Source organism: Blautia sp. MCC270, from assembly GCF_018785605.1.
GTDB classification, from domain to species: Bacteria; Bacillota; Clostridia; order Lachnospirales; family Lachnospiraceae; genus Blautia_A; species Blautia_A fusiformis.
Genome location: NZ_WQQD01000023.1, coordinates 1 through 16,640, shown reverse-complemented (window position 1 = coordinate 16,640; position 16,640 = coordinate 1). Strand labels below are relative to the sequence as shown.

Below are 16,640 nucleotides of genomic sequence, written 5' to 3'. Positions count from 1 at the left end.
TTATCCTTTTACTCATAAAATAAGAGCACCTGTAGCTGATACAGATGCCCTCGTGTTTCTATCTTTATCTGAATTTCTTAAATTCTTTTGCAAGTTCTTTGTCGTGTTTATCAAGTTCCCCACGGATAACCTTCTTTAGCTCCGACATATCATTTACATCCACACCATTTATCACGAACTGATAATCATTATTCATGGTAACTTCCTGTCTGACTGGTGTTTCTTTTACGCTTGGAGTTCCTGCTTTCTGCATAACCTCTGTAAACTCCTGCATGGTCGCTGTTGTTGGCTTCAGAAGCTTTGTGAAATCCTGGGTAAGCACCGTTTCTCCCGGTTTGGCTCCAATGAATCCCGTATCACCATTTCTCATGATCGCATCTCCCAGAAGCGTTCCCATACTTGCCGGAATTAGATTACGAACAATTCCTCCATTGGCAAAGCCATAACTCTGAAGTTTCTTTACCATTGCATTTTTCTTTTTGGTGTCCCACTTGCTTACATTCTTTGCGTCCTTATAGCCCAAAATCGAAGCTGCCTTTATAATGTTTGCGTTGCTGGCTTTCTTACCCTTCTTTGCAAAGTGCTTCACAAGCGGATCTTTGATCTTCTCGATTTCTGCGTCACCGCCTGTATAAGATGGCAATGCTTTATACCATTTCTTCAGCTCTGCTTCTTTCTTGGTGTTCGCCTTTACGGTATTGGCGTTCTGTCCGGTTGACATGTTCAGGACACGGTTTTTCTCTTCTGTGGTAAGAGTATATTTCTTACTCTTGGCTGTACTGTTCACGATCTTGGAGTTTTTCGTTGCATCCTTCAGTACAGACACATTTAAGCTTACCGCCTTACAATATCCGCCAGCTCCCTGAACTTTGATTACTGTTTTCCCGGTCTTTAATCCCTTCAGGGTAATACTGTCTGCTGCCTGTGTGATTTTCACGATTCCTTTTGCAGATGCCGTACAGTTAAAATTCTTATTGACTGCGCTTGCCGGGCTGAAGCTTACCTTTACCGTTGCTGTCTTTCCCACGTTCACAACAACAGATTTCGGACTTAATGAAAGTTTCTTCAGGGTTTTATCCTGTGCATCTGTGGCAGCATTTCGTATTACCTTGTCCGCAGATGTACTTCCGGTCCCTGTAGAGCCAGAAACCTTTGTGTCTTTGATTCCTGTTACTGCTTTGTCAGCTTTCTTCTTATCCGTCTGTTCATTCTTCAGGTTTGAATCCTTGATGTTACTCTTGAACTGATCCGAAACTTTTAAACCTGTGTCTGCAATGATCTGGTTGATCTCTGCATAAGCATCCTTATATTTCTGCTTTGTGGTTTTTAGCATCTCGTCAATAACAGCGGTTTGCATCTGAGAGTTGGATTTCACTGCATTTAAGGTACTGTCCAGTGCTTTGTCGGCCTGATCGGTAAGGTTATCATAGCCCTTGGATATCAGATCAATTTCATGATCGTGTTTGGTATCTTCCAGATCTTCCTCTTTTTCTGCAAGATCCGCCTTTAACTGTTCCAGCTTGGCCTTGGCAGCAGCGTTTGTGGTTCCTTCCAGAGCTGCGATCTGCGCTTTGATTGCATTGATATCTTTATTCTTGTTCTTGATAGTCTTGTCAAACTGATAGTAATCTTCCTTAGCATCTTTCGCTTTCTGCCGTATATCAACGTTCTCTTTCAGAAGATCGTTCTCTTTTGAAACCTGATCCTCGTACATTTTCAGCATTTCCTGATTGTAGCTGTAAATTGCCTGAGAAGATTCTTTGATTCTATCTTTATACTGTTTCTGGTATTCCTTCAGCTGTTCCTTGGTAAGATTTCCTGCATTATATTCTTGCTGTACATTCTCCAGCTGTGCCCGGTAGTCTGCAATTTTCTGCTGTTCTGCGTTCAGTCCCTTATTGATAAGAGCAATGTTCGCAGCTCCCTGCTTAGTCAGTTCACCAGCATCTGAGAAGAAAGTATCTGAATTCAGCATATCTTTTAAGGTGTCGCAATCGTCAATCAGTTCATCCAGAGAATCAATGGTATCATCAAACGGTTTGAACCGGATCTCCACGGCTGATTTCTTCAGTTCTGCATTGGCTTTACCCAGATCAAGGATCTTCTGTGTATATCCATTGATCTCGTCCAGCTTATCATTATATTCCGGTGAACCATAAGAGAGTGTTTTCAGCTTTGCCATAGCAATCTTTTTCTGGTTCTGCAATGCCAAAATGGTCTGGTCATTGGTTTTCGCAGCCTGAGCATAATCATTTACTGTCAGTTTTCCATACTTGCTGCCCTTGTAATTGGTAGCTTCTTTATAATCCCGGAACGAAGAGAGATTGTCGGATCTGCCCTGATACATTGCAGTTTTATATTCCGCAGCTTTTTCTTTCAGCTCATACATGGTATTGGAAAGCTCTTTTGCAGACTGCTTACAATTATATAGTTCATCCCGGAGATCATTGTATCCAGCCAGAGCCTTTTTATAAAGTTCATGTCCTTCCCCGTATTTCTTACGGATTTTCTCCATCTGTGCCCGGTATGCCACCATTTCTTTTTCCAGAAGTGCTGCCTGAGCTTCCTGCGCCTTTCTCTGGCTGTTTACATCCTTGTAGTATTTACTGCCGGGAGCCTGTGATTCCCCGTTCTCTTCCCGGTACTTCAGTCTGCTTTCGATCACAGAGCTGCTTGTGGAATACACTTTTTTCAGATCATCAAAACGGTCGGTAATGTTATCCAGCTTCTGCTGATCTACTTCCTTCTCTTTCTTCTTCAGTTTTTCCAGCTCAGATTCACATTCATGAATCTTATCATACCATTTCTGATAAGCTTCCACCTTGGATTTCGTATCTTCATCCAAAAGGTCAATGTTAATTTCTCCGCCCTGAACCTTCTTTCTGAGATCCTGTGAAAGTCCGATCATATCTGCATAAGCTTCCGCCTGATATTTATAGTATCCCTGTGCCTGTTGGTATCCACCCTTCAGCTTGGAAAGATCCGCAATCTCTTTATCCAGATACTTGTTTTTGTTTTCATAGCTGGAATAATTTTCTGCTTTTGCTTCGTTCAGATCTATGGAATTGTTATATTTTGTCGTAAACCGTTCAAACCAATCCACTGCATTTTTCCATGGATCTTCCCATGATTCCACTTTTTCTGCTGCATCCGTAACACTTTTTGCTGCACTGGAACTGTCTTTTGCAGCCTGTGCAACTGCTTTATCCGTATTTGAAGGTGATTTTGAACCACTGTAAGTCGTATGCTTCGATGCAATACTGGCCTGTTTTACAGGGATTCCACCTCTGACCATAGCCGATCCGCTTGCCTGTGCCAGACCTCTGCTGTTTATAAATCCACGATCCAATAAAGCTTCCGTCTGAAGATGATTGAATACAATGCTTCCTGCCGGGATATTTACAAACTCTGCTCCGTTATCACCTACGGTATTCCATGTACCAGTTGCAGGATTGACTACAATCTCACGTCCCAGCTCACCTACCAGAGTAGTTCCACCTGTTTTCGTAGCCCAGTTACCACTTGCCTGTGCATGGCCTGAGAGGTGATTGTATTGTGCTGATCCTGCTGCATGAGCGGTTCCACGGGCATGAGCTGTTCCATTTGCGCCACCTGCACCTTTTGTTGGTGGTGTTGTATTTGTCCAGTTTACGGTTCCAGTAGCTGTGAAATGTGTCTTTACTCTGGATGTTTCGTTTCCCCATGATACAAGACCAGAAGAACGGTGTACCTGTGCTGCAAACGCATCTACAGCCCCGGTTTCATTATCCCATGTCACTTTACCAGAAGATTGCTTTTCTTCTGCTGCATAAGCATCTACGGCGGAAGGATCCACACCAGCTTTTACCATAATTTCAGGACTTAATGCCTGTAAAGATGCTGTAATCGTATCTGCGGATGTGGTATCAATCCCCAGTGTTGCTTTAATCTCAGGACTTAATCCCTGAATCTCACCAACCAGACTGTCCACTTTGCCTTGTGCTTCTGAAGTATCTGCACCAACTGAAGCCTGTAGCTCTACACTGTTCTGAGCTTCCTGAAACTGCTGTAATAAAGATAACGCATTTCCAAGCTCCCCATCCACCTGAGAAGTATCTACCGACATAACAGCAGGAGCTTCCAGCATCTGTTTCTGTGTAACACAATACTGAATCACTGCGTTGGCATCATCCACCTGAGAGGAATCTACATCCAGAGTAGTCTTGTAATTCTGCATCTGAGCGATCGTATTGTCCAGTGTCTTGACTTTATCCTCCGTGTTCTCAATGTCGGAAACATCAATCTGGATATTCATGTCGGTATCACCAGACATTTCCTCGATCCGTCCCTTGGCTTCCCCGGCTGCAACTGCCATATCACCTAACGTCTTTGTAGCTTCATCCGCCCAGTCAAATTCTCCGCCGAACTCTTCCATCTCACCAAACATGGATTGAACCATTGGCATAGAAAGATTCAATCCCTCCGCAAAATCCTCCATGGTTTTCTGGCCTGCAACTTTATATTCGCCACTAGCTTCATCCAGTTCCATCAGTCCAGCCTTGGTAGCTTTTGCACAGAACTCCTGCACATCAAGACCGATCCGGTTGCCGTCCTCGTCATGATTAAAGTAATGTTCAATGGAACTCATATAAGAAGAAACGGCTTCTGCGTCCTGACTGTCCACGGTATCAGGAACAATAAAGTCCACCGCTGCCTTATAAGAGTTTGTTCCAATCCTTCCGTAATCCTCAGAATCACTGTTTTTGGTTACGTTGTCGATCTTTTCCATAGCTCCCATGGCATCATCGAACATATCACCCGATTCCGAAGCGTTCTGTTTGTCAAGCCAGTTCTGGTAAGCCCCAGTTGCTTCCCTGAGAGATGCAGAGAGCAGATCCAGCTGATTGCACTGATTTACAATAGCGTCATTATCCGATAAAAGAGCATCAATACTGGACTGGATTGCCTGTGCTTCCTCACCTTTTGCATCGGTTAATCCTCTTAACTGATCCTGAAGCTGTTCGATCTGTGCAATGTTCTGCATGTACTGATTCTGTTTTTCTGCTTTCTGGCTGTTGTTGGTCTGGATTTGTTCCTCTGCCTTGGCTTTCTGTAACTCACGTACTTTTTCTGCGTTCAGCTGTAAAGCTCCGTTATTATATTCCAGAGCGGAAGTATAATCTGCAAGCTCGTCTGAGTTGAAATCATCCAGAGAGATAGATTTTCCTGTACTTTGTGCATCCAGAACAGATTCTGCTTTCTGGATTCCGGTTAATGCAGCACTGGCTTTGTCGATCCTTTCACTAATATCCCCAATGGAATCCACTGCTTCATCCAGAGAAGATCCGGTACTGGAAGAGATTACACCCAACTCTGCAAGCATACTGGCAAGATTCGCCACACTGGATGCAGAAGTATCACTAATAACACCTGCATCTAAGGCAGCCTGTACCAGAGTATTGATCTGATCCTCACCCTTCTGTATCCCCTCTGTCTCAAAAGCATATCGGAAATCGGTATCTGAAAGATTCCATTCCTTCAGTGCTTTTGCATTATCTGAGACAGACTTTCCAAACTTACTTGTGTCCGTACCGTTCACAGCCTTGGTAAACTTATCATTGGCAATGGCTGTATCATTCAGCTCGTCCCGGACTTCTTTTACCTGATCTGCATAAGCGGACATGCCTGTATTTTTCACCAGACCGTTTACTGTGCTATCCAGTTCTGAGAATTTCTGGGATGCTTCTGAGATCTTGCTGTTATCTCCATCGGCAATCGCATTGTTATAGTTCTCAACTGCTTTTGCATAATCAGAGATCCACTTGGAAGCTTTCTGTTCCGTATCACCGGATTTATACAGCTTATCATCGGATATCAGCTCTGCTTCCTGTGCCTGTTTATAAATATCCTGATACTTGCTGAGTACATCTTTCGCTTTTGTCAGACCGGATGCTGCATTGTTAGCAAGCTGATCGGTTACATCCGTTTCACCAAACTGATCCTCAATACCGGAAACCTCAGTCATGAAATCATTCAAAGCGTCTTTTGCCGTAGAAGCATCCGCATTAAACTGAATATCCATCGTGATTCCGTCTGCACTGTCCAGCTTAAATACATCTTCTCCATAGGTTTCCTGAAGCTTCTTAATGGATTTCTTGATTGCTTCCGATTCCTCTGATCCGTTATCATAGAACCGACCCAAATATGTATGACGGTTTTTCTCCATCTCTTTCTGGGCTTTGTCAATACCCTTTTTATTTTCATTCAAGAAGCTTTGAGACTGTTTTTCGTTCACCTGATCCAGTAATGCGATCTGCTCTGTAAGAGATCCGTTTATCAGATCAAGCCCACTGACCTGATTTCCGTAGGATTCGGATAAAGATTCCTGTATGGATAACAGCTCGCTCTTTGCGTCCGCTGCTTCCTGCTCTGTCAGTGTACCGGATGCAAGGGCTGTCCTTAATTCCTGAATCCTGCTGATATTATCCTGTATGGAAGTCGTGTTCTCTTCCCATGTATTTCCTGCACTTTTCGCAGAGCTTACTGCTTCCTCAATGGATCTTTTATAAGCACTGTAGGCCGTAACTGCTGCGGTAACACCTGCTGCAACCAGAATCAGAGGATTTGCCATCAATGTTGCAAGCATTCCCTCCATAGCACCGGATAATGTAAAGGTACTGGCAGCAGCAGCTTCATTGGCAGTGGTCAGTCCCATTGCAGCAACGGCAGCCTGCGCTTCTGCTTCACTCATTCCCTGATTTACAAGGACTGCTGCCCTCTGTGCTTCTGTTAAAGCCGTACTGGACAGTACCATCCGGGTCTGAGATTCGCTTAGTCCCTGTGTCAGTCCTAACAGCTGTTCAAAAGAATCTGTAGAAATCTCTGTCATTCGGCTGATATCCATAGCCTGTCCCATGTTGGAAAACTCCCGGAACAGATTTATCAGCTGTTGAAATGCGTATACACCGCCAGCAGATGCAAGTCCGGCCAGAGATGCCTGTAAGATATCTGTATTTGCTGCAAAGTCCGCCATTGCTTTTGCCCCATCCAGAAATCCCGAATACATGTTATCTGATACCAGAGAAGTAGACAGATTTTCCAGAGATGCTTTCAGGGCATTGGTCTTGGCTTCCAGAGAGTTTAAATAATTGTCCTGAAACTTCTTCTCTGCGGTTCCTTCTGAATTATAAGCGGTTTCTGTCAGCATTTTTACCTTATCATAGTTATCCAGCATGGCAATCACACTGTTGGCCTGATGGGTTCCGCCGAGAGCTGTACTAACCGCTTTCTGTGTATTCTTATTTAAAGTGTCCCATTTATCTGCCACAGAATCAATGATTGTTTCCGAATCAAGAAACTGATCGTTGTTATCCCTCATGGTAATACCGATCTTATTCAGAACTTTCTCCACATCATTCAGTGCTTCCCCGTTATCATCCACGAATTTTCCTGCTTTGATATTGTTCATTCGGGACAAAATACTCTTTAAAGAAGTACCGATGGTTTCATCACTGCCCTGTGTTACATCCTTGATCGTAGCAATAATGGCAGCTGTTTTCTCCAAACTCATACCAACATTATTCGCCTGTGATGCAACTTTCTGTAAGGAAGTACCGATTCCACCTGCATCCGAAGCACTCTTTAAGTCAATGCTGGTCAGGATATCATTGATCCTGCTGGCCTGATCCGCACCAAGCTTAAATCCATTCAGTGTAGAAGTCAAAACCTGTGCTGCATCTTCTGAACTCATCTGTGCATCCTTAGACAAAACCATGGAATCTTTGATAAGCTGGTTGGTATCTGCCATGGAACGTCCCTGTCTCAGCCATGTATTTGCAGATTCCGCAACATCTGATGTAATACTTCCGATCTCCTGACCCAGTTCGTTGTAGCTCTGCATCAGATCTTCCGTATAAGTCTTGTCTTTTCCTGTTACCATGGCAAGGTTGGTTTTCAGATCATCAAACTCTTTTACGGTAGAAACTGCTTTTTTTCCTGCATCTACGATCTTATACAGTCCATCCTGCATCATGTTTGCCAGACTGTATGCAGAAAACGCTTCCCGGAAGCTTCCACCTAAAGACTGAAACACGCTCTGGCCCCGGATTCCTGCTGCATTTACACCATTCAAAGCTTGCTGCATCTGTGCCAAACCAGAGCTGTCTACTTCAGGCACATGGATCTCCGGTGTTTCGGTTGCTCCGTTTACTGCTGTATCAACGTCATTCTGGATATCTCTGGTGTTCACACGAAGATCAATCTCCATATCCTGAATACTTTCTACTGCTGCCCGGATCTGGCTCTCTATTTCTTCCGTATCAATCTTGAAGTGTACCGGAAGATCCATTTCATTCAGTGCAAGGTTCAGATCCTCCTGCAAGGATTCCTTATTCACCTGAAGATTGACTTTTACAGGCTCTTCTCCGGTTGCAAGACTGCTTAATGCTTCCCGGATCTTGGAAACCAGCTGTTCCTCATTGACTTCCATGTTTACTTTTAGAGCACCTTCAGCCTGATTTCCTGCATTTTCTACTGCTGACCGGATATCTGAAGAAATCTTATCTGTGTTTACATTTACATCAAGGTCAATGGTCGTCTTAGCTGCTTCGGATGCACCCATAATGTTACTCTGTAGGCTCTCCTTCAGCTTTGCTGCAATCGCTACAACCTGCTCCGCTGCACTGTCTGAGATCCCTGTAAGCTGTTCCGCAGTCATGTTCTGGGCTGTTGTTACCTGTCCCACATCCGCCCTTGCCTGATGCAATACATCAAACGCATGGACGATCTGATCCACCTGATTAGTAATGTTATCTGAAAAATGTTCCGGGAAAAGATCACGCATTTCTCCCCACAGGGAATCTATGGATATTCCTTTTGAAGCGTCCCGGACAATCTTGCCGATGTTATTCTGAAGCAGTTCCTTGTAGGTATCTTCACCCATGGCTTTCTTCAGTTCATCAGAAACATAAATCTTCTTATCTTTGAAGTAATTAAAAAAGGCATCATAGCTTCCGGTAGCACCCTCCACGATCTTTGCGTTTTTCATGACCGTGTTTACCATGCTGTCCATACCGGAATAAAAGCCTGATGCTTTCCCAAAATCAAATTCCTTACCATTCCATGTCTTTCCCAAACTGGATATCATCTTGTCCATCTGGGATTGCAGCTTACTGATTACATTTTTGTCCGTAATATTAAAAGATCCGGCAAGCTGCTTAGAGATGCCGGATGTATCAATCTTCGTATCTTTTATACCTTTTTCTATACTGGAAGCCATCTTCTTTGCAGAATCCTGATTCACTTCCACATCAATCTTCAGCTTTCGCTTCTCGTTCAGAAAAGCGTTCAGCTTACTCTCTGCTTCCGCCGTATCTAACTCAGCGGTTACTTTCGCTCTAAAATCATCAGCCATTATCTTACTCCTTATATAATAAGAAGGACTGCCACCGCGGACAGTCCCTCAAGTTTAAATTCATTATTAATAATCATTATAATCCAATCGTGATTAATCAAGAATTTTTATATCAGATCAATCAGGTTGCAAACACATCTCTTTATATCTTCTTTCCTCTCGTAGTGTTCCTGTTCTTCCAGATCTTTTTCCATATCTGCAACATCCAGATCGTAACTCAGTCCATCCAGAATCTTATATAAAGCATACTCGTTGATCTGTTCCGCAAGAACCTTACATACAAGCTTACGGTCAGTCTCTGTAAAGCCATCCCAACGGTTCAACATATCCATAAAAATTTCATCGGTAGCCATCTCAAGATCAAAGTATTTGTCTGCAATTTTATCCATATCCATTAATTTGTTTGTCATAATCGTATTCTCCTTATATTCTTATATAAAATCTGTAAAATTATCAGTTAAAATCTATGTAAAAAAAATCAGTTCTCAGTCCCAAAATCAGGAAAACCTGCTACCGAAAGATTCCTGTATATGCCGTGGAACCTGATTCATCGTCCGTGACCAGAATCCTCCATTACCAAGCAGCCCTCCATCCTCAGCATAGTTATAAATAGTCTGTGTATCTCTTCCAGAAGGAGAATATCTGTGCCCGGTATTCAGCCGGATCTCCCCGGAAGATACAGAACCTCCGCCAGAAAACTCACTCTCAGGAGACATACGCAATGTCCCGGTACGTGTATATCTTCCTTCTGAAGAACTGTAAAACTGATCTGTATTCATAAATAAATCATCCATAGAAGCGTCAATTACTTCTGCTGTAGCTTCCGCAACCTCCTGTTGAAGTGCCAAAACCAAACCACTCCAAGATGTAAATGTGTTACCCATAGTGGCAATACCTCCAATCATATGTAAAAACAAAAACCTGATCCATTATGCTGCATCACCCGGATTAGAACCAGAAATATCTATATTATCCTGATTAATAGGTACAATCGTATCTGAATCCTTCGTATCTGAAGAAGTTGTAATATCTGAAGGACCCGGATCAGCAGAAGAATCCGACACAGGATCAATAACTGAATCAGGATCTGTAATATCTGTAGAAACCATATCTGTAGAAGGATCAGTCAATCCAGAATCAATCAGATCAGGACTAACCGATCCAGAATCTACAATATCTGTATCTGAAGAAAGATCATCTGGCTTGGGATCAACCCTAGGAACAAAAGTATTCTCGGGAACCCCACAGATATAAGCACAAACTTTTTTAACCTCATCCTTATTACAATTATAAATGCCACCTGTAAACTCCTTAACCATTTCTATAAAAATTTCTTTGTAGTCAAGTTCATCATTATTAATATGCTGTCTATAAGTACGAGCAATAATACCCAGCATCTCATTATCAGGTATCCTTCCATCAAATCTAAGATCCAATTTCCGTATATCTTTTTCAATCCATTCTGCTGGCCATTCTGGTGCAACAGGCAAGCGCAAGCGCGCAGCGTTAGCGGAGTTACCAGGAGCGTTAGCGACCATATCAAGCGAAGCGTCCGGAGCGTCAGCGACCTCTACAAGCGAAGCGTCCCTCTGAGCGCCAGCGGTACCTCTAGTACTATTATGATACTTACTATTACTTACTATTACTGGGTGACATTTTTGACCTAGGTTTTGGACATTCTTGTCCGGGGTTTTGGACATTTCTGTCCTAGGTTTTGGACATTTCTGTCCGGGGTCTGACAATTTTTGTCCTAGGTCATTGGTCATTTCTGTCCGCTCTGGACAATCTTGTCCTAGGTCATATTCATCCTCTTCCGTGACAAAAAGTTTCGGATATATCAGTCTTGCTTCCGTATGTGCTCCATTTCTCTTTTCAAACCTTGTAATACATCCTGCACTCTCCAACTCACTCAGATATCTTCTGGTCTGTCGGTCTGTTATGTTCAATATCCTGCAAAAATATGGGGCACCAGCCGTTGTATAACCTCTTTCCTCTGCCAATGCCTGTATCTTTGCGTACAGCATAATAACCTTACCGTTGGTAACTCCAACTTTTTCCAACTTATCAATCAGTTTCTCTTCTACATAAATATAATCGCTCATGGCCTGTATCCTCCAACTTTCTTTTATTCCTTATTATTTTTTTCATGAATCGTTTTTTTCTGTTCCATCTCCCGGTTTGCTTTTCTCTGCTGCCATTTTTCTTTATTCTCGTATCTTTTTTCCAGAATCTTGTCCAGTGCGTCCTGAAATCCCAGTGTCATCTCAAAGACATAGACATCTCGTTCCGGGTTATCCCTGTCTGGTTCCACGGATTTAATCGGGAATCCTTCTTTTCTAAGCTTACAGGCAATTCTTTTGCTCTTAATTGCTGTGCATCTAATCTTCTGTTCTCTCTGATTTTTCATTACTTCTTACCTCTGCTTTCTGATTATTCCTGCGTAGTTTTGACACTTTTGTTCATATCTGCTTTTACCAGATCGAACAGATAATCCTGCATCGTAGTTCCCTTCAGTGCCACAAAAATCTTCAGCTCCTTGTGGAACTCCGGTGATACTTTTAGAATTACATGTTTTCTTTCTGACATTGTCCTCATTCCTCCTTAAACTAAATGAAGTGCCCGGAACAACAGGACACTTCGAATCTTGATAAATATAAATTTTTCTTCTATCCGATTAACACGATAGTAAGATTCAACAATTCCACTTTTCCTCATAAAAAGACGAGTTTACGTCATTGTAGCAGTGTATTATAGTCCTATTTTCTTATGTCAAAGTGAAAAAGTTTTCCTCTCATATAGCATTCATTAATGCACCATCGAAAAAGCCTTATTTTATCAGTGTTTCTTGACGATTTTTGCAACTGACCTACGCGCTTTTTGCGAGCTTCCGGTGACTGCACTACCTGCCATCAGCATCCGTCCCCGTCATGTCCTCCTTCCCATCATCTAATTTCTTAAAGCATGACAAGAATAAATCCTTATCATAATCGTAAAGAAGCTTTAAAATATGTGTTCCGACTCTGCTGTATGTCTTTTTTACTTCCGGTGTAACTCTTTCCCCACATCCCATTGCCAACTTTATTGACTGGCTCATAGTTTTTTGATTCATTTTTCTAATAGATTTCTTCATATCTTTTTGAATTTCTTTTATCTCTTCGACAAGAAGAACATAAGTATCTTTGCTTTTTTTGTAAGGATTCTTTGCTTGCTCAATGCGATTTCTTGTGATAATGGCATTCAACCGTTCAGCATATTCTCTAATTTTCTGAGTATGACGAGATTCCGCCCGACCTTTAACGGGAGCAAAAAACTCTTCTATCGGTATTGTCTTAGTCCTTTTTTTGCTTGATCTTTCTTCCATTTCATCAAAGACACTCACTACGGCATTCATTGGACATATTAACTTCGGATCAATTTGTTCTTCCAAGCGTTTTCTTGCCTCAGCATTTGCAGGTTTCTTAATATACTTCCAGAATGTAGGCTTTGCCAAGCTTCGTGGCCCTCGTCTGCTTTTTACGTTTTCAGCTTCTACCGGAATAGCTCCAAGCGGAACCCAGATTCCATCTTCTTCCTTTTCGTCTGGAAGATATGCTGAATATACTATATACGTTTCTCCATCTTCTATTGTTACAGTTTCTTCTTTCATCTTTACTTCATGAGTTTTGTTGTACTCCAATAACTTTGCTATGTGAGCATTCCATAATTTCTCTGAAACGCTTGCCAGCTCTTGTAAAAGTTGTAAAGCCTGCAATTCTTCTTCGGTAAGATCAGAGATTTTTAACTCTGTATCTTCTTCATCCTCAATATCTTCATCATACTCTTCCAGATCATCCATAAACTCTTCATCTTCAAGTTCTTCTGCAAACTGCTGAAATTCATCCATCTCTTTCATTTTCTCATTCCTCCATATATTTTTACAAACATTTGTTCTTGTTGTGTTGTGTAAGTCATGCTAACATTTATATGCAAATTTGTCAATAGTCAGAAAGTGGTTTTTTTATCACTGTAATAACTGTCTTTTTAACCTTTTGCTATACACTTACCCAAGCAATTTTTCACCCATGTTTTAAGGACTTTTCTTTATCTTTTTGATACAAAAATCCATTGTAATCTTCTCAATGGGAAGTTATCCGTCTAAACCTTAAAATCCATTCTAGCCCCATATACGCGCGTTACAGGCCTATGAAAATTTTTTTAAATTTTTTCAAAAGAATACGTCCATAACATCCACCCCAGCTTCCCTGACACCCACTCCCAACTCACCCTCCGCAACGTCCCAACCTTACCCGTCACAGTGGCCTTCAGAGCATCTGGCAGCCCGTACAGGGCACTCTGTACACTTCTCCGAACAAGTATCCATACAGCACCTCTGATCTGTTTCTAATCGAATACGTGCCTTAGAAGCCTATAGTTCAATCCGATCATAAAGTCACTGAAAAATTCAATCTCAGCCTTTTATATAAGAAACTTCTCTGCTTTCTAACGGTCACGATATGTTGATGCGCCAGTACCAGCCACATAAATTCCAGTCCATGTCAGGCTCTTTCTCCGGTCACAGTGGAATTTTGACGGACCGAGTAACGCTATTACTCTAACTGCTACGCCTTTCCTGAATCAGATCACTCTCCAACCTGCTCCTGATACTCTACTTACCCGGCACATTTGCTTACCCCGATCTGTGGACTGTAGCTCACCTGATAGCTCTGTAATCCATCCTAACTGATCCGGCGGAGAAGTTATCGTCTGACAGAGAACCCGGCTTACAGGACTATAGGACACTCACAGGGCAGCACTTATTTACAGATCAGAAAACACTGCTGCACTCTCAAAATTTTTCTGCTCGTTTTTTTGAATCTAGTTTCTTCCTATATAATGTAATCATTCTGTAAAGTTGGAAGTGCCCCCGGGACGGTTTCCCACAATATATCCGCCAGTTTTCCGGATACTCTTCAGGATCTTCTTGACTTCTTTCTTGAACTCCTTAGCCTTTGGTTTCCGGGACTGCATGAGAACTTCGTAAAGGCCATCTTCGGTAAGGAACCAGTATTCTGTATTGGGGCGGAGGCACCCGCTCATATTTTGAGCGGGTACAAAATATTTAAATTTCTCTTCACTTTCTACAGATTGAAGCATTTTGTCCATCCTATAACTTCCGTCCGGTCTTTTACTGTAATCAATCCACTCTGCAACGTCTCTGGCCAGGAACAGCGGATCTTCCGGTGTACCAAATACACGGATACGCTTCAGCGTAAGTATTATTTACTTTGACTTTTTATAGTGGAGGGATCGGAAGATTATTCCGAACCTATCTATAACTTTATGATTGTTATTTCACACGTACCCCCTAAGAATGTTGGGGGCAACTTCCAACAAAGTCCCAGTAAAGCCTGTTGGAAGATTATTCCGAACAGATTTACCAATTATGCTACACGCCTTTATCGTAGGCGGGTACATACAACCGTCCATAATACTGGTATGATCGGTTTTAAAGGTTGCAAACATTTCTTGCATCCTTTTTCGTTCACCCCGCTCACATTATGGAAAGGGGAGTCCATTCAGTGGACACCCTTTCGGCTTCTGTATGCTTTCAGCTTTATTTTTCAGGTCAGTATAAAAACATACCACATCCGGGCAATACCAGAAATAACAAGCCCTTTCTAAGTTGAAAGCACCCCTGTCACCTGCTGCCCCTCTCCCCCTCCTGCTGATCTGGTTCCGTCTGATCCGGTTCCGGTTCTCTTGCTTCTCTCTGATCTTTCCTGATAAAATCATCTCAGGCAGTCCCATAGCTATAGAATAAAGCGTTTCTGTCCTTCAGTCCGTCCCCCTGTAAAAGCACTGTATTTCCTGCAACTGTAGCCCTAAACACTGATAAACAAGCCTTTTCTTACTCTTCCTTCTATGCTGTGATCTCTGTACCTGCTACCTGATCCTGTACCGGAAAAGCACTTGTTTTCCTGCTGTTCTGTATTGCGTCTATAGTGCTGCTCTATGATGAGTATATCGAACTGTAATGGCTCTGAGATCATCCGGCCTGTACTTGTTCGACTGCATCCGGTAACGTCCGTTCCTGCTCTATCATCTCTCATAAAGTCCTTAACTGTGAGGTACGTCTGATCTGCTACACCTGTGATCTGGTGACCTGTTCCGTTGGCTCTCCTGCTGCCTGTTCCGGTGGCCTGTGTGTGATCTGCTGCAAGCTCTCTGTACCTGCTACAAACAATGTTTGTATCTGGTTCCGGTCTGCTGTCTGCTGTAGCTCTCTGGTTTTTCTTCTTCCTTTGCTTCTCCTGCTGTCTGTTGGCTTCTCTGTTCTCTCTGATCCTCTCAAAGCTCTTTAATCCTTATATGCTATGCTCTTTTAGATATAAGCTTGTGACCTTCTCTATAGCTCTGATCCCTGTGATCTTGTGGCCTGTATTCCTCATACTATCCCTGTGCTTTCTGTGGCTCCTGTGGTTTGTTGTCAACTTTGCCAACTTCGTTATATTCTTAACAGTGAATAGAAACATCTTACAAGCCTTATGCTTTTCTCAGTCTGGAAGTGTAACCTGCTGCCGATCCAAAACCAAACCGGAACACAAACCACACCAGAGATCAGGAACGCAGCCAGACACAACCAAACGGAATACAACGAACTAAAAAAGGAGGATCACTGCTGACCCTCCTGTTTCTATTACTCTGCCGTTATGTAATTAACTGCTTTTTCTGCCTTGCTGCTTGCTGATACTATAAACTTGTTGTCGTTCCTGAGAACCTTCAACCAACTCTGAATATATGCTGCACTGTTACGGAATGTCTTAGGCGTTTCAATTCCTAACATATTCATAAGGGATGCGCTTCCGATCTCTGCAACCAACTCTTCCTTGCTGTAAGTCTCTGATCCGAAAGCTGCAACTGCTCCGGTCTGTAATCTGTTTAATCTGTTCTTGTGTCCGGTGCTGTGTGTCAGCTCATGAAATGTTGTGCTGTAATATTCGTTGATGTTCTTGTACTGCTGTTTCATTGGAACCACAACTCTGTCAAATGACGGGCTGTAATATGCCTGATTGCTTGCACACTCTTCGAAATCAATGTTTTCTCTTTTCACATAATCAGTTATTATTCTGTCCGCTTCTTCGATCGGTTTCACATCTTCAAAAGGTTTCGCTAGTGGCTCAACACCTTCAACCTGTGAAATATGAAATACGTTGTAATATCTCAGCATTGGGATCTTCCTGATCTCTTTTTCTCCGGTGTCTTTGTCTGT

10 protein-coding genes are annotated in these 16,640 nt (G+C 42.5%); all 10 read right to left on the bottom strand.

Annotation, left to right across the window (positions count from 1 at the left end; all coding sequences use genetic code 11):
• Positions 1-64: 64 nt before the first annotated feature.
• Entirely contained in the window at positions 65-9,391 is a 9,327-nt protein-coding gene (locus GPK58_RS07560) for a phage tail tape measure protein (protein WP_215638450.1), read from the bottom strand.
• A gap of 107 nt (positions 9,392-9,498) precedes the next feature.
• On the bottom strand, positions 9,499-9,801 hold the full coding sequence (locus GPK58_RS07555) for a hypothetical protein (protein ID WP_215638449.1): 303 nt from the start codon (positions 9,799-9,801) through the stop codon (positions 9,499-9,501).
• Between the two features lie 87 nt (positions 9,802-9,888).
• Positions 9,889-10,275 (bottom strand): hypothetical protein, encoded by a 387-nt coding sequence (locus GPK58_RS07550; RefSeq protein ID WP_118608297.1) that lies wholly within the window; start codon positions 10,273-10,275, stop codon positions 9,889-9,891.
• Between the two features lie 45 nt (positions 10,276-10,320).
• Complete coding sequence (locus GPK58_RS07545) at positions 10,321-11,493, bottom strand: hypothetical protein (RefSeq protein ID WP_215638448.1); 1,173 nt, start codon at positions 11,491-11,493, stop codon at positions 10,321-10,323.
• Between the two features lie 23 nt (positions 11,494-11,516).
• The gene (locus GPK58_RS07540; protein ID WP_215638447.1) at positions 11,517-11,798 is read right to left on the bottom strand and encodes a hypothetical protein; all 282 of its coding nucleotides are present in this window, start codon (positions 11,796-11,798) and stop codon (positions 11,517-11,519) included.
• A gap of 23 nt (positions 11,799-11,821) precedes the next feature.
• Complete coding sequence (locus GPK58_RS07535; protein ID WP_215638446.1) at positions 11,822-11,977, bottom strand: hypothetical protein; 156 nt, start codon at positions 11,975-11,977, stop codon at positions 11,822-11,824.
• Positions 11,978-12,290: 313 nt separating this feature from the next.
• Positions 12,291-13,283, bottom strand: coding sequence for a hypothetical protein (locus tag GPK58_RS07530; protein WP_215638445.1), 993 nt, complete (start codon positions 13,281-13,283; stop codon positions 12,291-12,293).
• Positions 13,284-14,269: 986 nt separating this feature from the next.
• Positions 14,270-14,629, bottom strand: a complete 360-nt coding sequence (locus GPK58_RS07525) for a BRO-N domain-containing protein (protein ID WP_330627221.1) — start codon at positions 14,627-14,629, stop codon at positions 14,270-14,272.
• Between the two features lie 883 nt (positions 14,630-15,512).
• Positions 15,513-15,722, bottom strand: coding sequence for a hypothetical protein (locus GPK58_RS07520; protein WP_215638444.1), 210 nt, complete (start codon positions 15,720-15,722; stop codon positions 15,513-15,515).
• A gap of 345 nt (positions 15,723-16,067) precedes the next feature.
• Positions 16,068-16,640, bottom strand: a 573-nt coding sequence (locus tag GPK58_RS07515) for an ArdC family protein (RefSeq protein ID WP_215638443.1), incomplete at its 5' end; no start/stop codon positions are given.

Coding starts and splice junctions, on each gene's coding strand:
- GPK58_RS07560 (WP_215638450.1), bottom strand. CDS start 9,391: ATGGCTGATGATTTTAGAGCGAAAGTAACCGCTGAGTTAGATACGGCG.
- GPK58_RS07555 (WP_215638449.1), bottom strand. CDS start 9,801: ATGACAAACAAATTAATGGATATGGATAAAATTGCAGACAAATACTTT.
- GPK58_RS07550 (WP_118608297.1), bottom strand. CDS start 10,275: ATGGGTAACACATTTACATCTTGGAGTGGTTTGGTTTTGGCACTTCAA.
- GPK58_RS07545 (WP_215638448.1), bottom strand. CDS start 11,493: ATGAGCGATTATATTTATGTAGAAGAGAAACTGATTGATAAGTTGGAA.
- GPK58_RS07540 (WP_215638447.1), bottom strand. CDS start 11,798: ATGAAAAATCAGAGAGAACAGAAGATTAGATGCACAGCAATTAAGAGC.
- GPK58_RS07535 (WP_215638446.1), bottom strand. CDS start 11,977: ATGTCAGAAAGAAAACATGTAATTCTAAAAGTATCACCGGAGTTCCAC.
- GPK58_RS07530 (WP_215638445.1), bottom strand. CDS start 13,283: ATGAAAGAGATGGATGAATTTCAGCAGTTTGCAGAAGAACTTGAAGAT.